13 protein-coding genes are annotated in these 22422 nt (G+C 69.2%); 3 read left to right on the top strand and 10 right to left on the bottom strand.

Annotated features, from left to right (window positions below; translation table 11 throughout):
- Window positions 1–66: 66 nt before the first annotated feature.
- Window positions 67–1131 carry an alpha/beta fold hydrolase gene (locus HAV40_RS22500; RefSeq protein ID WP_166384391.1) on the top strand — a complete coding sequence of 355 codons (1065 nt, stop codon included), beginning with the start codon at window positions 67–69 and terminating at the stop codon, window positions 1129–1131.
- A gap of 103 nt (window positions 1132–1234) precedes the next feature.
- Here the strand turns inward: HAV40_RS22500 and HAV40_RS22495 are convergent, their stop codons facing one another.
- The gene (locus tag HAV40_RS22495; RefSeq protein WP_239087069.1) at window positions 1235–5506 is read right to left on the bottom strand and encodes a galactose-binding domain-containing protein; all 4272 of its coding nucleotides are present in this window, start codon (window positions 5504–5506) and stop codon (window positions 1235–1237) included.
- Window positions 5507–6145: 639 nt separating this feature from the next.
- On the opposite strand from HAV40_RS22495, the gene HAV40_RS38545 reads away from it, so the two are divergent.
- The gene (locus HAV40_RS38545) at window positions 6146–8626 is read left to right on the top strand and encodes a discoidin domain-containing protein (protein WP_166384387.1); all 2481 of its coding nucleotides are present in this window, start codon (window positions 6146–6148) and stop codon (window positions 8624–8626) included.
- 124 nt (window positions 8627–8750) lie between these two features.
- On the opposite strand, the gene HAV40_RS22485 is transcribed toward HAV40_RS38545, so the two are convergent.
- The 3 genes from HAV40_RS22485 to HAV40_RS22475 form a co-directional block, all read right to left on the bottom strand.
- Window positions 8751–8948 (bottom strand): hypothetical protein, encoded by a 198-nt coding sequence (locus HAV40_RS22485; protein WP_166384386.1) that lies wholly within the window; start codon window positions 8946–8948, stop codon window positions 8751–8753.
- Between the two features lie 115 nt (window positions 8949–9063).
- On the bottom strand, window positions 9064–10449 hold the full coding sequence (locus HAV40_RS22480; protein ID WP_166384384.1) for a DUF1996 domain-containing protein: 1386 nt from the start codon (window positions 10447–10449) through the stop codon (window positions 9064–9066).
- Between the two features lie 811 nt (window positions 10450–11260).
- Complete coding sequence (locus tag HAV40_RS22475; RefSeq protein ID WP_239087068.1) at window positions 11261–11692, bottom strand: potassium channel family protein; 432 nt, start codon at window positions 11690–11692, stop codon at window positions 11261–11263.
- A 156-nt stretch (window positions 11693–11848) separates the two neighbouring features.
- Here HAV40_RS22475 and HAV40_RS22470 point away from each other — a divergent pair, with 156 nt between their 5' ends.
- The gene (locus HAV40_RS22470; protein WP_166384382.1) at window positions 11849–12511 is read left to right on the top strand and encodes a hypothetical protein; all 663 of its coding nucleotides are present in this window, start codon (window positions 11849–11851) and stop codon (window positions 12509–12511) included.
- 108 nt (window positions 12512–12619) lie between these two features.
- On the opposite strand, the gene HAV40_RS22465 is transcribed toward HAV40_RS22470, so the two are convergent.
- The 6 genes from HAV40_RS22465 to HAV40_RS22440 form a co-directional block, all read right to left on the bottom strand.
- Window positions 12620–14011: a GH1 family beta-glucosidase gene (locus HAV40_RS22465; protein ID WP_166384380.1), complete on the bottom strand. Its 1392-nt coding sequence runs from the start codon at window positions 14009–14011 to the stop codon at window positions 12620–12622.
- Entirely contained in the window at window positions 14008–14907 is a 900-nt protein-coding gene (locus tag HAV40_RS22460) for a carbohydrate ABC transporter permease (RefSeq protein WP_239087067.1), read from the bottom strand. The genes HAV40_RS22465 and HAV40_RS22460 overlap by 4 nt, the downstream gene beginning before the upstream one ends.
- On the bottom strand, window positions 14907–15803 hold the full coding sequence (locus tag HAV40_RS22455; protein ID WP_166384378.1) for a carbohydrate ABC transporter permease: 897 nt from the start codon (window positions 15801–15803) through the stop codon (window positions 14907–14909). Before HAV40_RS22455 ends, HAV40_RS22460 begins: the two co-directional genes overlap by 1 nt.
- A gap of 75 nt (window positions 15804–15878) precedes the next feature.
- The gene (locus tag HAV40_RS22450; protein WP_166384376.1) at window positions 15879–17177 is read right to left on the bottom strand and encodes an ABC transporter substrate-binding protein; all 1299 of its coding nucleotides are present in this window, start codon (window positions 17175–17177) and stop codon (window positions 15879–15881) included.
- Window positions 17178–17458: 281 nt separating this feature from the next.
- Window positions 17459–18511, bottom strand: coding sequence for a LacI family DNA-binding transcriptional regulator (locus HAV40_RS22445; protein ID WP_166384374.1), 1053 nt, complete (start codon window positions 18509–18511; stop codon window positions 17459–17461).
- Window positions 18512–18745: 234 nt separating this feature from the next.
- On the bottom strand, window positions 18746–22237 hold the full coding sequence (locus HAV40_RS22440) for a discoidin domain-containing protein (RefSeq protein WP_166384372.1): 3492 nt from the start codon (window positions 22235–22237) through the stop codon (window positions 18746–18748).
- Between the last annotated feature and the right edge of the window lie 185 nt (window positions 22238–22422).

The following is a 22422-nucleotide window of genomic DNA, read 5'->3' as shown; positions in this document are numbered from 1 at the left end:
GCGTCGCCACGCCGCGGTGGTTTTCGCACCCGCTGTCCTCCGTCGACACCTCGTGGGAGGTTCCGGATGATCGACCGGCGCACCTTCGGCAAGATCCTCGGCTCCGGGGCGGTGGCCGGGCTGGGCGGCCTCGTCGTGCCGCCCGCCACGGCTCACGCCGCAGGCGCAGCCCACGCAGCCGGACCGGTCCCGGCGAGTCCGGCGGCGCACGGGGTGGCGCGGGTGCCGCCGGCGTTCGGCCCGGTACGCCAGATCGACGCGGGCGAGCTGAACGTCGGCTACGTGGAGACCGGCCCCGCCGACGGACGCCCGGTGTTCCTGCTGCACGGCTGGCCGTACGACATCCACAGCTACACCGCCGTCGCGCCGCTGCTGGCCGCCAAGGGCTACCGGGCGATCACCCCGCACCTGCGCGGCCACGGCACGACGCGGTTCCGCGACGCGGCGACGCCCCGGACCGCCGAGCAGTCGGCCTTCGCCCTGGATCTCGTGGCGCTGATGGACGCGCTCGGCATCCGGCAGGCAGTGCTGGCCGGGTACGACTGGGGTTCGCGTACCGCCGACATCGTGGCCGCGCTGTGGCCGGAGCGGGTCAAGGCGCTGGTCTCGGTGACCGGCTACCTGATCACCAACCGGGCGGCCCAGGCGCAGCCGCTGCCACCCAAGGCGGAGTGGGCGTGGTGGTACCAGTACTACTTCAGCACCGAGCGCGGCAGGCTCGGCCTCGACAAGAACCGGCACGACCTGGCGAAGCTGATCTGGACGTTCAACTCGCCGACGTGGAAGTTCGACGACGCGACCTTCGACCAGACGGCGGCGTCGTTCGACAATCCGGACTACGTGCCGATCGTGATCGGCAACTACCGCTGGCGGCTGGGCCTGGCGCAGGGCGACCCGCGCCACGACGAGCTGGAGGCACAGCTGGCGAAGGGGCCGACGATCGGTGTTCCGACGATCACGGTCGACGGCGAGGTCGACCCGTTCACGCCGCCCGGCGACGGCGAGGCCTACCGGGCCCGGTTCACCGGCCCGTACCAGCACCGCACGCTCAAGGGCATCGGCCACAACGTGCCCCAGGAGGCGCCGGGGCCGTTCGCCCAGGCCGTCGTCGACGCGGACGGCCTGCGGTAGCGACCTATGAGAAGCAGGAAGGGCGCCTTCATGACGAAGGCGCCCTTCCTTTCACCCGCACCGGGCGCGCGGCGGGGAGGCCGTCGCGCGCCCGGGGTCAGCGTCAGCTGATGTTGAGGGTGAAGGTGGTGGTCGTGTTGCGGATGTTCTGGAAGTTGTTGCTGAAGGTCAGGCCGGTGAAGGTGGCCGAACCCCGCGCCGGGCCCTGACCGGTCTCGGGCATCTCGTTGACCCAGATGCCGATGCCGGACTTGGCGTCGTACGCGTCACCGCTCTTCTGCGCGCCACTGATGTTGACGTTGGTGAAGATGGTGTCGGTGACCGGCTGCTGCTCCGGGTACTTCGACTGGAACATGATGCCGGAGTACGTCGGGTCGACGATGTCGACGTTGCTGATCCGGATGCCGCGGAACTCCTTCGAGGCCGCGAAGATCCAGATGGCGCCGAAGGTCTGGTTGCCCCAGAAGTGGCCACCGGCCCGCACGAGCGAGATGTTCTCGAAGCGTGTGGGCGTCGTGCCGAACCCGACGAACGGGTATCCGAAGTCCAGCGAGCTGATCGTGATGCCGGAGTACGTCAGCATGTCCGCGATGTACAGGTTGCGGAACACGTTGTCGTAGCCGCCGTACACGGCCAGACCAGCGGCACGCCAGGTCAGCGTCGCCGAGAGGTTCTCGAAGACGTTGCCGTGGTTGCCGACCGAGCCACCGGAGTCGATCGCGGAGAACAGCGCGAACGCGTCGTCGCCGTTGCCCCGGCCCTCGACGTTGGTGACGAGGTTGTTGTTGGAGTCGTTGGTCAGGTTGATGCCGTCGGCGAAGGTGTTGCGGACCCGGCTGTTCTTGACGGTCCAGCCGCTGACGTTGACACCCCACCAGCCGCAGACGGTGTGCTCGACCCAGACGCTGTCGAAGGTCAGGTTGTTGACCGACTTCAGCTCGCCCCAGACCTTGCCGGGACCGTCCTGGCGGATGGTGTAGTTGCCGAAGAACGCCAGGTGCTCGAAGGACGAGCCGTTGGCGCTGCTCTCCACCCGGAAGCCGGCGTCGGTGTTCTCCTGGCCGGTCGGGGTGTTGAAGCGGGTGTACCACATACCCGCGCCGACGACCTTGATCGGCTTGCCGTAGACGCTGAGCTTCTGCGCCGTCTCGTAGTTGCCGGCGGGCAGGTAGACACCGACGAAGGCACCGGTGGTGTCCATCCGGACCGCGTCGAGGGCGTTCTGGACCTCCTGGTGCGAGGTGCCGGTGGGCACCTTGTACTTCGCCGGGTCCGGGTTCGCCCGCGGGCTCACCAGCTCCAGGTTGATGAAGTCGATCGCGAAGGTGCCGCTGTTGGCCGCGTCCTTCTGCAGCTTGATCGTGGCGCCCTGCGGGATGGTGGAGTCCAGCAGGATGTTGGCCTCGTCGTACAGGTGGCGGGCCGGACCGGCGCCGGGCGAGTTGCTCGGGCCCGCCTCCGCGCCGTAGAGCCACGCGTACTTGGAGGTCAGCGTGATCGACTTGTGGAACACGTTGTTGACGTAGATGTTCAGCGTCGACGTGGTTCCGGTGCCGCCCGCGTTGTCCGGGATGGAGAAGCGGGTGACCAGGGCGTTGGCCGCGGACTTGGTGGTCCACTGCACGTACTGGCCGTTGCTGTTCAGCGTGACGGCCTTGCGGCCGCTGGCCTCACCGGCGAGGTCGCCGATGGTGCGGTTCGGGCCGACCACGGACGCGCCGCCGCCGGTCGAGCCGTCCTCGGCCTCGTACATGTCGTAGTTCATGTTCGCGCCACGCCCGACGAACAGCGGCGTGTTGCTGGTGTTGTTGGCCTGCTTGACCGGCAGCTCGTTGGCGTCGTTGGCGAGCACCACGCGGACCGTGTACCGGCCGTTGGCCGCGGTCCAGGTGCCCAGGGTGACCGCCGCGGAGGTGGCCCCCGCGTTGATCACGCCGGTGAACGAGCCGGTCAGGGTGCGGACCACGGTGCCGGCCTCGTTGAGGACGGTCAGCGTGATGCCGTGCGCGCCACCGGCCGAGGCCGTGGTGCCCTGGTTCTTGATGGCGACCGAGAAGGTCACGTTGTTGCCGGCAGCCGGGTTGCTCGGCGTCCAGCTCACGTTCGCGACCAGGTCGGAGCTCTGCACCGGGCTGACCGTGAGGTTGCTCGACGCGGTGAGGCTGTTGTTGGTCTCGCTCTGCTCGACGACCGTGTTGGCCTCGTCGACCTTCGCGGTGACGGCGTAGGAACCGGCGTTGCGGGTGCCGATGTTGGCGTTGACCGTCGTCTGCGCGCCGGCGGCCAGCGAGCCGACCGCGCCGGTGCCCACCAGGGTGGTGCCCAGGTAGAAGTTGACGTTGGTCGCGCCCGCGGTGTTGGTGCCCGCGTTGCGCACGACCGCGCTCACCGTGATCGCGTCGGTCTCCACCGGGGAGGCCGGGGACCAGGTGACCGAGGTGACCGTGAGGTCCGGGTTCGGCGCCGGGGTGCCGATGACCTGGAACTCGGCGACCTGGCCGCCGGGGGCGCCGGAGTTGCCGGTGAACTGCAGCCGGATGTCGGCGTAGCTGCCGGCGGCGTTGATGGTCACCGTGTTGCCGGTGGCCGGGTTGAAGCTGTACGCCTGCGCGGAGACCACGTTGACGTACGACGACGAGCTCTGCTCGCGGCCCAGGACCTGGATGGTCTGGGTACGCGCGCCCCACGCGGCGTCCGGGTTGAGCTTGACGACGACCGAGCTGACGCCGACGTTGGAGCCCATCGCCACGGTGAGCTGGTTGGGCGACGTGCTGCCCTCCCAGTAGGTGGTGAGGTCACCGTCGTTGGCGTTCTCCGGCGCGAAGATGTGCGTGTGGCCGTTGTCGGTGATCGGCTTGTTCAGCGCCTGGTTGGTGCCGCCGCCACCGGAGCCGTTGCGGGTGACGATGTTGCTCATCGGCGAGATGTTGCCCGCCGCGTCCTTGGCCCGCACGTAGTAGCTGACCGTCGCGGAGTCCGGCTGGCTGTCGGTGTAGACCAGCGTGGAACCGCTGACGCTGCCGCGCAGCGCGCTGTTGGCGTAGATGTCGTACCCGGTCACGGCGACGTTGTCGGTCGACGCGGTCCAGGTCAGGCGGATCTGGCCGGAGGCGGGCTGGGTGAAGGCGAGGCTGCCGGGCGCGGTGGGCGCCTGGGTGTCGCCGGTCTGGCCGGTACGGGTGACGGTGTTGCTGTTGCCCGACTGGTTGCCGGCCGCGTCGCGGGCCCGTACGTAGTAGCTGACCGTCTGGCTGTCCGGCCGGCTGTCGGTGTAGACCAGCGTCGAGCCGCTGACGCTGGTCAGCAGGTCGCCGTTGGCGTAGATGTCGTACGCGGTGACGCCGACGTTGTCGGTGGACGCGTTCCAGGTCAGGCGGATCTGGCCGGACGCCGGAGTCGTGTAGGCCAGGCTGCCCGGCGTGGACGGGGCCTGGGTGTCACCGGTGGTCGGGCCGTAGATCTCGAACTCGGAGATCTGGCCGGCCGGCCACGCGGTGTTGGCGGTGATGTTGATCCGCACGTACCGGGTGTTCGCGGTGGCGAAGTTGATCGTCACCGTGTTCGCGCCGGTGAAGGTGTACCCGGTCGAGGCCACGATGTCGGAGAACGTGGTGCCGTTGGTGCTGCCCTGCACCGCGAGGGTCTCCGTACGTGCGCCCCAGCCGCTCGGGATCTTCAGCACGACCCGGTTCACGCTGACGGTCGAGCCGAGGTCGACGCGCAGCCACTGCGGCCACGCGTTGTTCACGCTCTCCCAGTAGGAGCCCTGGTTGCCGTCGTTGGCGTTGCCCGCGCCGTACACGTCGGCGTGGCCGCTCTCGGTGATCGACTTGCCGATCGCCAGGTTGCCCGACGTGCCGCCGCCACCCGCGCCGTAGACCTCCAGCTCGGACAGCTGCGCGGCCGCCCAGCCGGTGTTGGCGGTGATGTTGATCCGCACGTAGCGGGTGCTGGCCGCGGTGAAGTTGATCGTCACCACGTTGCCGGAACCGGGCTGGAAGTTGTACCCGGCCGAGCCCACGATCGTGCTGAACGAGGTGCCGTTGGTGCTGCCCTGCACGGTCAGCGTCTGGGTGCGCTCGCCCCAGCCCGCGGGCAGCTTCAGCACGACCTGGTCGACGCTGACGGCGCTGCCGAGGTCGACCTGCGCCCACTGGGGCAGCGCCCCGGAGCTCTCCCAGTAGGAACCCTGGTTCGAGTCGACGAGGTTACCGGTCCCGTACGGACCGTTGGTGCTGCTCGCCGCGGTCGGCTTGCCGGCGGCCAGGTTCGGCCCTCCGGCAGCCGTGGCCGACGTCGTCGGCCCCGCCACGACAGCCAGGCTGGCGGCGACGACCGTCGCGAGCAGCCTGGTGCGGACATTCTTGAGTTTCACTGCACTCCTCCCTGCATTGCCTCTCCTGCGTTTCATCCCGCCGCGAATCCGCGGTCACCGTCGCGGACGACGGCCACCCCGTGGTGCGGAAGGCGACCCGGCCGGGAGCGGATTGCGGCGACGTGCCAGCTGCTGCGCACACGCCGCCACGGCCGAGGAGCACCTGCCTGTTACGAGTTCAAGTCATCGGTGTTGCTGACTGTGGTAGCAAAACGTTAGAGCCTTGGTAGTTAGAAGTCCACAGTGCAATGCAAAAAACGTAGCAACAGTCGGGTGAGGACGGACAGTGATCATCTGGTGTGCGTACGGCCACCACCCCTGCCCGACCAGCACCGGTCACCGGCCGTGACGCCCACTCATGACCACTGATCTCGAAAGGTCTCCGTTGTGGACGGCCCGCGGCATCGTCGGGCGCGGATGAGCAGGGGCGGCCCATGGACCCGGCGGGCCCGTCCCACGCGCCTGCCGCGATGGCAACCGTTGCGCCGTCACCGTCCGCAACGTTTCGATTGGCATTGCAAACTTGCACGCAACTCTAGAGTTTTTGCGAACACGTATCTAAGGTTTTGCCTACACCGCTCCCCCCGGCCGCTCCCGGGCGACAGCACCGTCCCGACCCCGTAACGGAGAGGATCCGTCATGTCCGTCTGGGCACGACCTCTACGCGTGGTGCTCGCCGCGCTGATGGTGGCCGCCGGGCTCACGGCAGCGCCGCAGGGCGCGTCGGCCGCCGACCCGCCGCCGTCGCCGAACGTGCACGTCTTCTACTACTCCTGGTACGGCAACCCGGCGACCTACGGCCAGTACCGCCACTGGCAGCAGGGCGGCCACACCCCGCCCGCCGACGTCGGCGCGAACCTCTACCCCAAGCTCGGCGCGTACGACTCCGGCGACTACGCCGGCGCGGTCGCCCAGCACATGCAGTGGATCCGCCAGTCCGGCGCGGGCGTGCTCGTCTACAGCTGGTGGGGCCAGAACTCCTACGAGGACAACCTCGCCACCGGCGTGCTCGCCGCCGCCGCCGCGCAGGGCCTGAAGGTCGCCTGGCACCTGGAGCCCTACGCCGGGCGCACCGCCGCCTCCACCGTCGCCGACATCAACTACCTCAACACGAGGTACGGCGCCAGCCCGGCCTACTACCGCGACGCCGCGCACGGCAACCGCCCCGCGTTCTACGTCTTCGAGAGCCTGCTGATCAGCGACTGGTCGGCCATCGCACCGCTCAAGAGCAGCAACATCATCCTGGCGCAGACCACGGACACCTCGAAGGTCGCCGGCTTCGGCGGCATGTACACCTACGACGGCATCGCCGGCTCCACCGCGCCCGGCTGGGCGAACGCGAGCGCCTTCTGCAAGGCCAACGGCCTGGTCTGGGCCCCCTCGGTCGCACCCGGCTACCTCGACGACCGCGCCGTGCCCGGCAACACCACCCCGACCGTGGGCCGCGCCAACGGGGCGACCTACGACCTGCAGTGGAACAACGCGCTGAACCCGGCCACCGGCGGCCTGCCGGACTGGGTGTCGATCACGTCGTTCAACGAGTGGCACGAGGGCTCGTCCATCGAACCCGCGCACGCCACCCCGCCCGCGGGCTTCGGCTACCAGACCTTCGACGGCGCGTACGGCCTGACCGGCGCGGCCGCCGAGACCGCCTACCTGACCCGGACCCGCTACTGGGCCACCGAGTTCGCCAACCGCTCCGGCCCCGGCGACGTCGTCCCGCCGACCGTGCCCGGCAACCTCACCGTGACCGGCAAGACCTCGACCAGCGTCTCGCTGTCCTGGACCGCGTCGACCGACAACGTCGCCGTCGTCGGCTACACCGTCTATCAGGAGCTCGGCGCGGTCGACAACGTCGTGGCGTCGCCCACCGGCACCTCCGTCACCCTCAACGGCCTCACCCCGGCCACCGCCTACTCCTACTACGTACGCGCCCGCGACGCCGCAGGGGCGATCTCCGGCCCGAGCAACACCGTCACCGCCACCACCGACCCGGCGTCGCCAACGGTCAACCTGGCCCTGAACCGCCCGGCCGTCGCGTCGAGCGGCAACGGCGGCTTCCCGCCCGGCAACGCCGTCGACGGCAACGCGGGCAGCTACTGGGAGAGCGCCAACAACGCGTTCCCGCAGACCCTGACCGTCGACCTGGGCGGCGCGCAGCCGGTCAGCCGCGTAGCGCTGAAGCTCCCGCCGGGCTGGGGCGCGCGCACCCAGCAGATCGCCGTGCACGGCTCCACCGACGGCGTCACCTGGCAACCCCTGTCCGCCGCCAGCGGCCGCCTGTTCGACCCGGCCACGGCCAACACCGTGACCATCCCCGCCACGGCCACGGTCCGCTACGTGCGCCTCACCATCACGTCGAACACCGGCTGGCCCGCGGGCCAGATCTCAGAATTCGAGGTGTACGGGGGCGGCACCGTCGACACCCAGCCGCCCAGCGCCCCGGGCAACCTGACCGTCACCGCCAAGACGCAGACCACCGTGTCGCTGTCCTGGACGGCGTCCACCGACAACGTCGGCGTCACCGGCTACCGGGTGCTGCGCAACGGCACCCAGGTCGGGACCGCGAGCGGGACGTCGTACACCGTGTCGGGGCTGGCCCCCGGCTCGGCGCACACGTTCACCGTCACGGCGCAGGACGGCGCCGGCCTGGTCTCCGGCCCGTCGAACGCGGTCACCGTCACCACCGACCCGGCCGGCAACGTCAACCTGGCCGCCGGGCGGCCGACCGCCGAGAGCGGCCACGTCCAGTCCTACGGCTCGGGCAACATCACCGACGGCAACCGCGACACGTACTGGGAGAGCCCGAACAACGCCTGGCCGCAGTGGGCCCAGGTCGACCTCGGGTCGAGCACCGCGCTGTCGCGGCTGGTGCTGAAGCTGCCCGCCCCGGCCTCGTGGGCCACCCGCAGCCAGACCCTGTCCGTACTGGGCAGCGACGACGGCATCACCTGGCGCACCCTCGTGCCGTCGGGCACCTACACCTTCAACCCGGCCACGGGGAACACGGTCACCCTCACCTTCGCGGTGACCCCCACCCGCCACGTCCGCGTGGTCGTCACCGGCAACACCGGCTGGCCCGCAGGCCAGCTCTCCGAGCTGGAGGCCTACGCCTCCTGACCGAACCGCCCGGTCCCGTCGCCGCCTCCCACGTGAGCGCCGGGGCCGGGCTCACCCACCGCCCGCGCGCACCGCGCTCGCAGTCGGTGTGCGGCCTCGACCCTGTGTGGATCAGGAGTCGGCGTCAGTCGTCGAGCATGGCGTGGTGGATGATCCAGCCCAAGGCGAGGACCTCCTCGCCGTGGAATTCGAGGCCGACGATGCGGCCGAACAGCTGGTCGAGCTGGGAGTCGCCCATGCGGTGCACGGGGCAGGCCACCCAGCCGGAGCGGGGCGAGGCGGGGGCCGACAGCAGGATGTGCTTGCCGCAACGGTGAGACATGGGCTGACCTCGGGGTTCAGGGGCTGTCGACGGTAGCACCGCGGTGGGCGTACGCCCAGGGGCGCGATCCCGGCCGAGGGCCGGCCCCGCCATGTCGGGGCCGGCCGTGGTGCGGTTACGGGAGCTGGTAGTTCGCGTTCAGGGCCGCGCCGCGACCGGGCTGGGTCTCGTCGTAGCCACGGGCGTTGCACTGCAGGCCACCGCGTACGCAGTGGTTGACCAGGGCGGCCTGCGTGGCCGGGTCCCAGGCGTTGAAGAAGTCGTAGTGGAACGAGTAGCCCCGTCCGCTCGACAGCCGCACCTGCGACATGTCCCCGCTCGCCGGGAACGCCATCTTGAACTCGATCATCGGCAGCGCGACCGGGTGGCTGGCCGGGCAGACCAGGTTCACCGGATACGCCATGTGGCTCTTGTGGTCGGGGGTGTCCAGGTAGAGGCCGTTCCAGCAGCTCGGGGCCTGGTAGCGGACGTTGACCTGGGTGCCCACCGGGCAGTACGCCGGGAAGTCGGCGTTGTGGTAGCTCTCGCCGCACTCCCAGCCCTCGACCGACCCGAACATGAACTGGTCGGCCGTGGCGTTCGGGCTGCCGACGACGAAACGCAGGCCCGGCGGGAACGGCCGGACGCTGGTGTAGTCGTTGACACCCGTCTTGTAGTAGATGACCTGCGGCCCGACCGGGTTGACGACCTGGCTGCCGTTGTACATCGTCGGCATCCAGTACCCGGACTTGTCGCCCGGCGCCAGGCACGTCGTGCCGCCCGCGTTGAGCGACGTGAGCGTACTGGCCGCGTTGGTGGTGCGGTTGCCCATGAACGTGTGCATGTGCGACGCACCCGGCAGGCCCGGGTAGACGATCGGGTCGTCGGGCTTGTCGTGGCTCGTCGCGCAGTTGGCCTGGAACTCGTGGAAGTAGGCGTGCGGCGGGTTGTAGGTCGACGGCGTCACGCCGGTGACCTGCGGATTCGCCAGCACGTATCCGGTGGCGGGCGGCGTGGTGCCGTTGTCGCCGTACACCTTGAACTCCCACAGCGAGTACCCGTAGCCGCCGTTACGGGCGGTGCCGTACACCCGCACGTAGCGGCCGCTGCCCGTGACGTTGACCGTCTGGGTGCCGCCGGTGCTCGTGGTGGTGCTGTAGATCGAGGTCCAGTTGTTGCCGTCGCCGGAGACCTGGATCTGGTACGCGGTCGCGTAAGCGCCCTCCCACTGCAGCACGACCTGGGTGATCGCGGCGGTGGAACCGAGGTCGACACGCAGCCACTGCGGGTCGCTGAACTGGCTGGACCAGCGGGTGGCGGGATTGCCGTCGACCGCCGCGGTGGCGGGGGTGCCGCCGTTCTCGGTGGACGACGCGGTGGCCGGCCTGCCTTGCGAGAGCAGGGTGACGGCCGCCTGGGCGGACTGCATGGGCACGACGGTGACCAGTGACGCCAGCAGGGTCGCGGCGGCTAGTTGCGCGAACCTGGAGCGCCTCGGCCGGCTGTGGCCGATGGATGTCATCGGATCTCCCGGAGGATGGGGGGCTCGGCGCACCGGGACCGGTGCGGCGAGCCGGGACGGACGGGTCCGTACCGCGGGCCGATGACGGGCATGGCGTCTCCACACCGCAGTACGATGGAGAGCGCTCTCCAACAGTGTTACGCCACGGCTGCACTTCCGTCAATGTCCTGTCTATTTTGCGCGTTGTGCCGGGTATCGCATCGCGGGTGCGTCGGGCTGTCGCCGCGCCGGGACCACGCTGTGCGCCAGCGGAAGCCACTGCAAAATCAGTGGTAGCGGTTTATTTCGGACGGAATTTCGGCAGGTATTGACGAGCGGCAACATCCGCGTAACATCTGCGCTGTGGAGAGCGCTCTCCATCGCCGGTGCCGCTCCTGGATCCGAGGCGGCGGCACCGGCGTCACGCACCGGCCCAGGCTCTCGCAGGCCTGGCCAGTGCCGTGGGAGCGCCCGCCATAGTGGCGCGGACCCCTCCCGCCGCGAAGAACACTGCTTCCGGTCAGGACCTGTCGGGCGCCCGCTGGTCCTGACCGGGCAGGTGACCGCCCGTCGGGCGGTGAGGTAGGCCACCCCTCCGACGAAGATCACTGTCTGCGGTCAAAAGGTGCGGTACAACCCCAGGTTTTGACCAGAAACAGCGATCATCGCCAGCCACCCGAGCGCCACGCGTTAGGAGGGGCACCTTCCTCAACGCAGAGCGATGGGAAGGTGCCCCTCCTTCGGCTCGGAAGCGATGGGAAGGTGCCCTTCCTTCGGCCGGGGGAGCGCGGGTCGCGCGGCGCTGGGGGTACGCGCTTGAGGGACAGTCGAGTCAGCGGGTGCCGTCGGCTCGGGCTTCGAGCGCGTCCAGGGCCGCGCCGGTCCGGTCGGCGTCGGCGGGGGCCAGGCGCTCGACGATCGCGCGGATCTCGCGGAGCTGGTTCTTGATCTCTTCCTGCTCCTCGTGCTGGAACGCGTCGTTGTCGACGATGAGCTTGCTCGCGAAGTGCGCCGTGATCAGCGGGATCACAAAGAGGATCATGACCGAGATGAGGATGCCCGCCATCACCCGGCCGGGCCAGGTCGTCGGGTAGGTGTCGCCGTAGCCGACGGTCGAGGCGGTGACCACCGCCCACCAGAGCGCGTCCCCGGGCGACTTGTCGACCTCCACCTGCCAGTAGATGGCGCCGGAGATCACGATCAGCAGCAGGTAGCTGAAGACGAGCGCCTTGGGCGAGTTCGTCAGGCGTTTGAGCAAGGTCACCGCCACATTGTGCAGGCGCGCGCAAGGTCCCGTCAGTGGCCGACCGGAGGGCTCCGAAGACGTCCGATCGGGCGGTCGCGGGGGGTCGGAAATGTCAGTGCCATCGATTAGAATGTGTGTACGAAAAATAATCGCTGAGCTGCGAACGGAGCCGACATGCCTACCCCTCAAGCGACCGTCGCCGACACCCCCGCCAAGCCCCTGCTGCCCTACGCCACCCTGCTGGCGTTCACGCGCTACGTCGACCGGTCCGGCCCCGCCAAGGCGGCCTTCGTCGGCAAGCTGCGCAAGCAGCGGGAGACCGGCGGCGGGTTCAACCCGCACAGCCGGCTGATCAAGGCCCTCAAGACCGACATCGACCAGCACACGCCCGGCACCCACCTGGTCGAGGTCAACGGCGTCGTCGACCCCCGCTGGCAGCGGCTGTACGCGTCCCTGACGGCGGGCGCGGCCAGCTACCTGACGTCCATCGAGGGGCAGGGCTGCCGGGTCACCCGGACCAACGACGCGCTCGCGATGATCGGCTCCCTGCCCGTGCGCATCGCCGCGCACTTCGGGCTGCGTTACGAGGACGGCCGCAGCGAGGCGGTGCGGCTGCACTTCGACGAGGACCCGCCGACCGCCGACCTGATCATGGCCACGCTGCACCTGCTCCGGGCGAACATGGACCAGATCCTGCCGCACGCCGAGCCGGTGCTGGTCGACGTACGGCGCGGCATCGCCTATCAGAGCGAGGCCACCAAGGGCGCGGACGTGGACCGCTGGCTGACCGGTGAGGCGGCGGGTTTCGCCGCGATGTGGAACGCGCCGCAGCACTGATCCACGGCGCACGACGCCCCGGCCCGCGAGTTCGCGGGCCGGGGCGTTCACGTGCCACCGGTACACCGGCCTGAGCGCGACGGACGGGCAGCGCTCAGACCGGGTCGTTCACAGGCCGTTGTCGCGGATGACCTGCGAGTACCAGCGCGCGCTGTCCTTGGGCACCCGGCGCTGGGTGTCGTAGTCGACGTAGACCAGGCCGAAGCGCTTGTCGTAGCCGTACGCCCACTCGAAGTTGTCCATCAGCGACCACGCCAGGTAGCCGCGCACGTCCGCGCCACGCTCGATGGCCTTGTGCACCGCGCGCAGGTGGCCGTCGAAGTAGGCGATGCGGTCCGGGTCGGCGACCCGGTCGCCCTCCAGGATGTCGTGGTACGCCGAGCCGTTCTCCGTGATCATCAGCGGCGTGCCCGGGTAGTCCCGCGACAGCCGGACCAGCGTGTCCCCGAGGCCGGTCGCGTCGATCGGCCAGTCCATGCCGGTGACCGGCAGGCCCTGCGGCGGGAAGTCGATGCCCTCGCTGCCGGGGTAGTTCGACTGGCCGACCGCGCCGACCTTGGCCCGTACCAGTGCCGGCTGGTAGTAGTTCACGCCCAGCAGGTCGATCGGCGTGGAGATGACGTCCAGGTCGCCGTCGCGGATGGCGTCCGCGGCGCCGAAGCGCTCGAACAGCGGCAGGATGTCGGCCGGGTAGTGCCCGCGCAGCACCGGGTCCAGCCAGATCCGGTTCTGCAGGCCGTCGACGAGGCTGGCCGCGTCGCGGTCGTGCGGGTCGTGCGGGTTCTGCGGGTTGACCCGGGTGAGCACGTGCACGATCGACAGCTCGCGTGCGCCGCCGGCCCGCAGCGCCTGCGCGGCCAGGCCGTGGCCCAGCAGCAGGTGGTGCGCGGCCAGGTAGGCGGCCTGCGGGTCGCGGCGGCCGGGGGCGTGGTCGCCGCTGGCGTAGCCGAGGAAGGCCGAGCACCACGGCTCGTTGAGCGTGGTCCAGGACGCGACCCGGTCGCCGAGCCGCGCGATCGTGGCCGCCGCCAGGTCGGCCAGGTAGTACGCGGTGTCCCGGTTGGCCCAGCCGCCCCGGTCCTCCAGCACCTGCGGCAGGTCCCAGTGGTACAGGGTGACCATCGGCGCGATGCCGTTGGCCAGCAGTTCGTCGACGAGGCGGTCGTAGAAGTCGAGGCCGCGCGGGTTGACCGGGCCGGAGCCGTCGGGCTTGATCCGCGGCCAGGCGACCGAGAACCGGTAGGTGCCCAGGCCCAGCTCGGACATGAGGCGCACATCGTCGCGGTAGCGGTGGTAGTGGTCGCAGGCCACGTCGCCGCTGTGGTTGCGGAACACCCGGCCCGGCTCGCGGGACATGGTGTCCCAGATCGACGGCGTACGCCCGTCCTCGGTCGCCGCGCCCTCGATCTGGTACGACGCGGTCGCCGCGCCCCAGCGGAATCCCTGGGGGAAGGACAGCCGCGATGGCGCGGCGATCTCCTGTGGCAGAACGCTGGTCATCCCTTGATCGCCCCTTGCATGATGCCTCCGATGATGTGCTTGCCCAGCGCCACGAAGACGACGAGCAACGGGACCGTCGCGATGATCGTTCCGGTGAGCGACAGCGAGAAGTCCGTGATGTAACCGCTGGCCAGCGCGGACAGCGCGACCTGCACGGTCGGGTCCTCGGGGGTGAGCACGACCAGCGGCCAGAAGAAGTCGTTCCAGGCCGTCATGAAGGTGAGCATGCCGAGCACCGCCGCGGCGGGTTTGGACACCGGGAGCACCACGTGCCAGAAGATGCGCAGCGTCGTACAGCCGTCCGCGCGGGCCGCCTCGATCAGCTCGGTCGGCACCGCCTCGCCCAGGTACTGCGTCATGAAGAAGACGCCGAAGGCGCTGACCAGGCCAGGTGCGACGACGGCGTACATGGTGCCGGTCCACTCGATCTTCGCCATGAGCATGTACAGCGGGATGATGCCGAGCTGGGTCGGCACCATCATGGTCGCGATGACCATGACCAGCAGCGCGTTACGGCCCCGGAAGGCCAGTTTCGCGAACGCGAACCCGGCCAGGGTGGAGAACAGCACCACGCTGATCGTGATCGCGCCGGACACCATGAACGAGTTGGCCAGCGCCTTGGCGAAGTCGATGGTGCCGAAGGCGCGCTCGACGTTGGCGAACAGGTTAGGGCCAAGGCCCAGCGGCGGCGGCACCTCGCCGAGCACGCCGTTGTCGTGGGAGCCGACGACGAACGACCAGTACAGCGGGAACGCCGAGAACAGGGCCAGGCCGGTCAGCGCGAGGTAGGTGAGCTTGCCGGGTCGGCGCTCCACGAACCCTTTGTAGCGCCGCGACGGCGGGGTGGGCGCGACGGCCTCGGCGTCGCCCTTCGGACGGGTCATGGTGACGGTCATCAGGACCTCCGCAGGCGGCTGGTCAGGAAGTAGTTGATCGCCGCGACGATCACGATGATGCCGAACATCGCCCACGCCGCGGTCGAGGCATAACCGAAGTCGAACCGGGAGAACGCCACCTCGTACAGATACAGCGACAGCGTCTGGAACTGCCGGTCGCTACCGCCGGTCATCGAACCGCCGCCGAACAGCAACGGCTCGGCCAGAACCTGCATGCCGCCGATCGTCGAGATGATCACCGTGAAGATGATCGTCGGACGGATCGCCGGGACCGTGATCCGGGTCAGCTGCTGGAAACTCGACGCCCCGTCGAGCGAGGCAGCGTCGTAGAGGTCCTTGCTGACGGCCTGCATCGCGGCCAGGTAGATCAGGGCGTTGTAGCCCGTCCACCGCCAGATGATCATTACCGAGATCGCGATCTGCGACGACGCCGTCCCAGCCTGCCAGTCGATACGCCCCAGGCCCAGGGTCTCCAGAATCCAGTTGACCAGGCCGTAGTCCTTGCCGAAGATCTGCGCGAAGATGATCGCCACCGCGGCCACCGACGTGATGTTGGGCAGCACCGCCGTCATCCGCCAGAACGTCGGGGCACGCAACCGCTGGTTCAGCACATGCGCGAGCAGCAGAGCCATGAGCAGCTGGGGAACGGTGGACAGCACCCAGATCTGGGCGGTGTTACGCAACGCGTTCCAGAAGTATTCGTCGGCGAACAGCTCCCGGTAGTTCTGCAGGCCCAGGAACGTGTGGGTCTCCGACAGCAGGCTCCACTCGTGCAGCGACACCCACGCGGTGTACGCCAGCGGGAAGATGCCGAACGCGGCGAAGAGAAGGAAGAACGGGACGATGTAGAGGTACGGGGACCCCTTCACGTCCAGGCGGTACATGAGGTTTTTCATCGGGGGTGTCCCTTCGAGGCGGCGGTGCGGGCGGGCCCGGCCACGGCTGCTGCCATGACCGGGCCCGCCCCCAGCTCACAGGAGTGCGTTGACGTCCTTGACGGACTGCGTCCAGGCCTCGTCAGCCTTCTGCTTGCCCTGCTCCACACGCGTCAGACCATTCTGAATCGCCGTGTTGATGTCACCCGACTTCGGACCCATGTACTGCGGCACCATCGTCTTCACCGAATTCGAGAAGATCTGACCCACCGGCGCGTTGTTGAAGAACGGGTTCTTGAAGTCCTTGATCACCGACTCCTCGTACAGGGAGACGGTCGACGGGAAGTTACCGAGAGCCCGGAACACCTTCGCCTGCTGCTCGGGGGCGACCAGCCACTTGGCCAACTTCGCAGCCTCCTGGACGTTCTTGCCCTGCTTGGGCAGCGTCAGGAACGAACCACCCCAGTTACCGCCACCACCAGGAACAGCGGCGATGTCCCACTTACCCGAGGAGTCCTTGGCCTGCGACTGGATGTAGGCCATCATCCACGACGGGCACGCCAGGGTCACGAAGCTGCCCTTGGCCATACCGGCGTTCCAGTCAGCCGACCACGGAGCGATCTTCGCCGACAGACCCTTGTTGATCGCATCGATCGTCAGGTCCCAGGCCTTCTTCACACCGGGATTCGTCTCCACGACGACCTTGTCGGCGTCGTAGATGCCGACCGGCTGCTGACCCAGAACGGACCGGTACATGATCGTCGGGCCGTCCATCCACGCCGAGCCCTTGATGTTGGCGTTCTTGAACTTCACGCCCGTGGCGATGTACTCCTCCCACGTCGGCCACAGCTTGCTCACGGCCTCACGGTCGGTGGGCAGGCCCGCCTTCTCGAAGATGTCACGCCGGTAGCACATCGCCATACCGCCGACGTCGGTGCCGAGACCGACGACCTCGCCCTTGGCCGAGGAGCCCTGCTGCCACTTCCATGCCGGCCACTGCGCCTTGATCTCAGCAGCGCCGTAGTCGTTCCAGTTGTAGAACTTGCCCGGGTTGGCCGTGAACTGACCCGCCCAGCCCTCCTCGATCGCCTCGATGTCGGCGGCACCGGTGTTGGTCGCCAGGTGCGCGGCCAGGTTCTTGTGGTGATCCTCGGCCTTGGTGATCCGCTCCACGATCTCCACATTCGGGTTCGCGGCCATGTACTCCTTGTACAGGTCCTTGTACCCGAACTCACCGAACGTCGCGATGGTGAGCTTGACCTTCTCACCCGGCTTCGCCGGATCGTCACTGCCACCACAGGCAGCCGTGGTCATGACCAGCGCGGCAGCGAGCAGCGGAACCGCGACCGTGACGGCGCGGCGGCGCAGGCTTCCGCCGTTGAGGGCTGGACGCATGCTTTTCCTCCAAACACAGGAAGGGATGGTGCGTTCTTTTGGGGTAACGTGCTGAGGAGCTTCGTGAGAGCGCTCTATCGGAGAGCGCTCTCCCACGGCAGAGCATCGCCCGCCGCCCACCGCCTGTCAAGGGTCAGTTGCCACTCTGTTACAGGAACCGACATCGGCGCAGGTTACGGCCTGGCGGTCGATACGATCAAGGGAAGTTGATCTTGATGGACACGCCGCGATCCGCGCCACGGATTCATGCGCGGTGGGAAACGATGATCCAACCCGGAGGGTCAGGCGGAGGCGCGGGCGACGAGGTCCGGATCGAAGATGACACTCGTGGTGCGGTTGGCACGCTGGTCGATCCGGGTCAGCAGGAGGCGGGCCATCTCCGCGGCCATGTCCTCGACCGGCTGGCGCACAGTGGTCAGCTGCGGGCGGGTGGCCAGGGCCGCGCTGCTGTCGTCGAAACCGATCACGGCGACGTCGTCGGGCACGGCCTTGCCGGCCTCGCGCAGCACCGTCATCACGCCCTGGGCCATCACGTCGCTGGCGACGAAGACGCCGTCGACCTCGGGATGCTCGGCGAGCAGCCGCTCCATGGCGCGCTCGCCGCCCTCCTGGGTGAAGCCGCCGTCGTACGAGGGCACGTAGGCGACCCCCTGCTTGGCCATCGCCTCACGGAAGCCGTTGAGACGGTCCACGCCCGCGGGCATGTCCACCGAGCCGGAGATCGTCGCCACGTGCTGGCAGCCGCGCGCGATGAGATGATCGGCGGCGAGTTTCGCGCCCTGGTACGTGGCGACGTCGACGTAGCTGATCGGCATCGGCGCGGCGGGGCGGCCGTAGAGGACCGCGGGCACCGCCGCGTCGGCGAGCAGGCGCGGCAGCGGGTCGTGCGGGTGCAGTGACAGCACCACGACGCCGTCGACCTGCCCCTGGCGCACGTCCGAGACGACCTTCGCGCAGGCGTCCTCGTCACCGGCGAGCACCAGGGCCAGGTGTACCCCGGACGGCCGCAGCACGCTGAGCACGCCGCCTACCACGCGGCCGAAGAACGGGTCGGAGAAGAAGGCGCCCAGGAAGGGATCGTCCGCGGCGCGGTTCTCGGCCTCGGAGACGACCAGGGCGATCGCGCCCGTACGGCCGGTGACCAGTGATCGCGCCGCCCGGTTCGGCACGTAGCCGGTGGCGGTGACCGCGTCCCAGACGACCTTGTGCAGCTGCGGGTCGACGTTGCGGATGTTGTTGATCACCCGCGAGACGGTGGCCCGGGACACGCCCGCCACCTGCGCGACGTCCTCAAGCGTCGGCAGCCGCTGCGCCGGCGTCTGGTCACTGGTCATGAACGCCTTTATAGCACAGAGGGAGAGCGCTCTCCGCTCCCGACCTGCACCGACTTGGGCCGGTTTCCCGGTCCGGGTGCCTTGAACGCCCGACTTGCCAGGCAGGTACGCGAACGGCTGTTCAAGGTACGCCCGGGTGCCTGGCAAGTCGAGCGGTTACGCAACCTCGGCAGGATGACGGTGCGGCGGGCGGGTCGAGGCCTCCACCCGCCGCACCTGGTGCGTGGTCCGGCGTCAGTTCTGGTAGACGCCGAACTCCCACAGTGAGAAGCCGTACGCGGTGGCGCGTTCGACGCCGTTCATACGGACATAGCGGCCGGTCGCGGTGACCGGGAGGATGTCGAACCCGCCGTTGCCGGCGGTGGTCGAGTAGACCGTGTTCCAGTTGGTCCCGTCGTTGGAGACCTGGATCTGGTAGGACTTGGCGTACGCCGCCTCCCAGCCGAGCAGGACGTTGTTGAACGTCTTGACCGAGCCCAGGTCCACCTGCAGCCACGCCGTGGTCAGCCACTCGCTGGCCCAGCGGGTGCCGTAGTTGTTGTCCACAGCGTAGGAGGGCAGCTGCGGGCCGTTGGTGCCGGTCGGCTGGTACGTCGACGCGGTCGCCGGGCGGCCCTGGGCGATGTTGGTGCCCGGCACCGTCGGCGCGACGACGCGGATCGACTTCTGTTCGATGCCCACGTTGCCGTGGCCGTCGAACACGTACACGTAGATCTTCCAGACGCCCATCTGCTGCGGCGCGGTCACCGAGAACTCGTTGCTGCCACCCAGCTGGGTGAAGCGCACGTTGTCGAAGCCCCGGTTGCCGTTGATGTGCTTGTTGCTGTACATCAGGTTGTAGCGCAGCAGGTCGCCCTGCGGGTCACTCGCGCCGACGTACAGCGTGAACTGGCCGCCCGCGGGCACCGAGGTGGTGTTCGACAGGGTCAGGCTGGTGATCTCCGGCGGGGTGTTCGCCGAGGGTGTGCCGCTGTACGCCTGCTTGAGCGCGTGCCAGCCGTGCCGGCGCCAGCCGCCGGTCAGCGTGTTGAGCCATACGCCGCCGAAGTCGTTCTCCAGGCCGTAGTGGAACTCGGTGCCGCCCAGCGCGACACCCGGGTGGCTGAGCAGCGCGTTCCAGCTCGCCGTGTACTGCGCCCGCTTCTGCAGGTCGGTCGGCTCCAGCGGCACCCCGTTGGCGTCGTTGGGGACCTCCCACTCGCCGTCCGGGCCGCCCTCGGTGAGCACGTACGGCTTGGTGTAGCCGCCGTCGATCCAGGCCTGCTTGAGGCCGCCGACCGCACCGTAGGAGTTGATGCCGTACACGTCGAGCGCGGGCGCGTTGTTCTTGTAGTACGGCCACGCGCCGACCCACGCGTCGGTCGAGGTGACCGGGTGGTTGGGGTCCGCGGCGTGGATCGCCACGGCGACCTCGTTGACGAACGCGGCGTACGCGTTGCGGCGCGCCTCGACCTCGGCGGCCGGCAGCCCGAAGTCCTGCATGGTGAGCAGCACCTCGTTGCCGACGTCCCACATCAGCACGCCCTGGTTGTTCTTGAGCGTGTTGACCCGGGCCACGATCTCGGCCTTGACCGCGTTCTTGTACGCGGTGTCGTTGACGTAGTCGGCGCCCTGGTTGAGCCAGTGCCCGACGATCACCTTGATGCCCTGGCGGGCGGCGGTGTTGAGCAGCACCGGGGTCTGCGTGTCGTCCACGCCCCAGGTGCGGATCGTGTTGACGCCCATGTTCTTCAGGTCGCGCATGTAACCGTCGGCGGCGCCCTGCGGCGGGCCGTAGGTCAGGCCCTTGACCAGGAACGGCGCGCCGTTGACCTGGAGCTGCCAGTTGCCCTGCGTGCCGGTGATGCGCACGACGCTCGGCCCGGCCGGGATCGCCGGGTCGGTCATCGCCGGGGCGGTGGCCCCGACCTGCTTGGACACGGTGACCTTGTCGACGGCGAGCACGCCGCCGGAGGTGGTCTCCGAGGTCGGCACGGTCTCGCCCGCGACGGCGTTCGGGTAGAGGCCGCCCATGGCCAGGTCGAGCCGCAGGTAGAAGCCGTGGTGCACGGCGGCCTGCCAGGCGGCGACGCCGACCTGGCTCTCCCGGACGACCCAGGTCTGCCGCCCGTCGAGGTAGAAGCGGATCTCCTCGTCGGTCTTGGTGCGGTCGATGACCTGCGCGTACTCGTGGAACGCGGTCTGGCAGCCGAGGCAGGTCGCCAGGCCCGAGGTGCGCCCGTTGTACTCCCCGCACGGCCCGTCGGGGGCGGTGCCGCAGTGCAGGGTGTTCGACAACTGGCTGCGGCCGTTGACCCCGCTCATGATGTCGGTCTCGCCGACGCCCGGCCAGTTGTTGTAGTTGCCGCGGTACGCCGCGCCGGTGGCCCGGAACGCGGGCCAGTAGCCCAGGCCGTTGGCCACGTTCGGCTGCTGGATGACGGCGGAGAAGCGCAGCAGCTCGCCCGGCTGCGGGGCGAAGTCGGTGCGCTGGGTCTCCAGGCGGCCCGACGTCCACGCGCCCGCGCCGTCGCGGATCGCCTTGATGTTGAGCTTGCCGTCACCGGACAGGGAGACGTTGGCGGTGGAGTTGCTGGCGGTCTCGACCTCGCCGGTCCCCCAGTTCGCCGCGCCGCCCGGGTACTGCGTGCCGGTGCGCATGAGCCAGTTCGCCGCGCTCGGCGAGGTGCCGGCCGCGCCGTCGAAGTTCTCCTCCCAGACCGTGGTCCAGTTGCCCGACGGGCTCGGGCTCGGGCTGGTCGGCGTGCTGGGGCTCGGCGACGGGGAGGTCACGACGCCGCCGACGTAGACCTTGAACTCCCACAGGGAGTAGCCGTAGCCGTTGGCGCGGGTGGTGCCGTACATGCGGATGTACCGGCCGGAGCCGCCGACGTTGAGGGTCTGCGTGCCGCCGGTGCCGGTGGTGGTGCTGTAGATGTTCGTCCAGCCGCCGGTGCCGGTGGCCGAGGTCTGCAGCTGGAAGGCGGTCGCGTACGCGCCCTCCCACTGCAGCACCACCTGGCAGATGCTCTGCGTGCTGCCGAGGTCGATCTGCAGCCACTGCGGGTCGGCGTACACGCTGGACCAGCGGGTGCCCGCGTTGCCGTCGACGGCCGCCGAGGCCGGGGTGCCCGCGTTCTCGACCGACGAGCTGGTGGCGGTCTTACCCTGGGCGACGTTGGTGGTGCCGCACGCGCCGGGGTTGGCGCTCGGGCTGGTGGGCGGCCCGAACGAGCCGATCACCTTGAACTCGAACAGCGAGTAGCCGTAGCCCGCGTTGCGCACCGTGCCGTACATGCGCACGTACCGGCCGGAGCCGGTGACGTTGAGGGTCTGCGTGCCGCCGGGGCCGGTGGTGGTCGTGTAGACCGGCGTCCAGTTGACGTCGTCGGCCGAGGTCTGGATCTGGAACGAGCGCGCGAACGCGCCCTCCCACTCCAGGACGACCTGGCTGATCGAGGCGGTCTGGCCGAGGTCGATCCGGATCCACTGCGGGTCGGCCCACTGGCTGCCCCAGCGGGTGCCGGCGTTGCCGTCGACCGCGTTGGCCGCGGCGAGGTCGGCGCCCTGGACCGAGGACGCGGTGACGGGCTTGCCCTGCGAGATCAGCGAGTCGGCGGCGCTGGCGCTGGTCAGCGGGATGACGAGGGCAAGGGACGAGATCACCGTGGTGATCGCGACGGGTATCGCTATCCGCCAGCGGCGGGCGAGATGCCGCGCACCCGGGCGGTGACTGACGGGGGTCATGGGGCTCCTACCTGTTGCAACGGGGAGAGCTCCGGCCGGAGGGCCGTGAGGTGGAGAGCGCTCTCCGAGTGTTACGCCGATATTTCTCCGCTGTCAAGACAACGACTGTCGGCTATGCCGAACTGTCCGCATGAGAGCGATTTGTATACCACCTCGTCGATTCCCTCATCGGCGTAGCGCGATCC

The organism is Catellatospora methionotrophica (assembly GCF_011297335.1).
GTDB classification, from domain to species: Bacteria; Actinomycetota; Actinomycetes; order Mycobacteriales; family Micromonosporaceae; genus Catellatospora; species Catellatospora methionotrophica.
This window is presented reverse-complemented; position numbering and strand designations above follow the sequence as displayed.

Coding starts and splice junctions, on each gene's coding strand:
- HAV40_RS22445 (WP_166384374.1), bottom strand. CDS start 18,511: ATGACCAGTGACCAGACGCCGGCGCAGCGGCTGCCGACGCTTGAGGAC.
- HAV40_RS22500 (WP_166384391.1), top strand. CDS start 67: ATGATCGACCGGCGCACCTTCGGCAAGATCCTCGGCTCCGGGGCGGTG.
- HAV40_RS22480 (WP_166384384.1), bottom strand. CDS start 10,449: ATGACATCCATCGGCCACAGCCGGCCGAGGCGCTCCAGGTTCGCGCAA.
- HAV40_RS38545 (WP_166384387.1), top strand. CDS start 6,146: ATGTCCGTCTGGGCACGACCTCTACGCGTGGTGCTCGCCGCGCTGATG.
- HAV40_RS22440 (WP_166384372.1), bottom strand. CDS start 22,237: ATGACCCCCGTCAGTCACCGCCCGGGTGCGCGGCATCTCGCCCGCCGC.
- HAV40_RS22450 (WP_166384376.1), bottom strand. CDS start 17,177: ATGCGTCCAGCCCTCAACGGCGGAAGCCTGCGCCGCCGCGCCGTCACG.
- HAV40_RS22465 (WP_166384380.1), bottom strand. CDS start 14,011: ATGACCAGCGTTCTGCCACAGGAGATCGCCGCGCCATCGCGGCTGTCC.
- HAV40_RS22455 (WP_166384378.1), bottom strand. CDS start 15,803: ATGAAAAACCTCATGTACCGCCTGGACGTGAAGGGGTCCCCGTACCTC.
- HAV40_RS22470 (WP_166384382.1), top strand. CDS start 11,849: ATGCCTACCCCTCAAGCGACCGTCGCCGACACCCCCGCCAAGCCCCTG.
- HAV40_RS22485 (WP_166384386.1), bottom strand. CDS start 8,948: ATGTCTCACCGTTGCGGCAAGCACATCCTGCTGTCGGCCCCCGCCTCG.
- HAV40_RS22460 (WP_239087067.1), bottom strand. CDS start 14,907: ATGACCGTCACCATGACCCGTCCGAAGGGCGACGCCGAGGCCGTCGCG.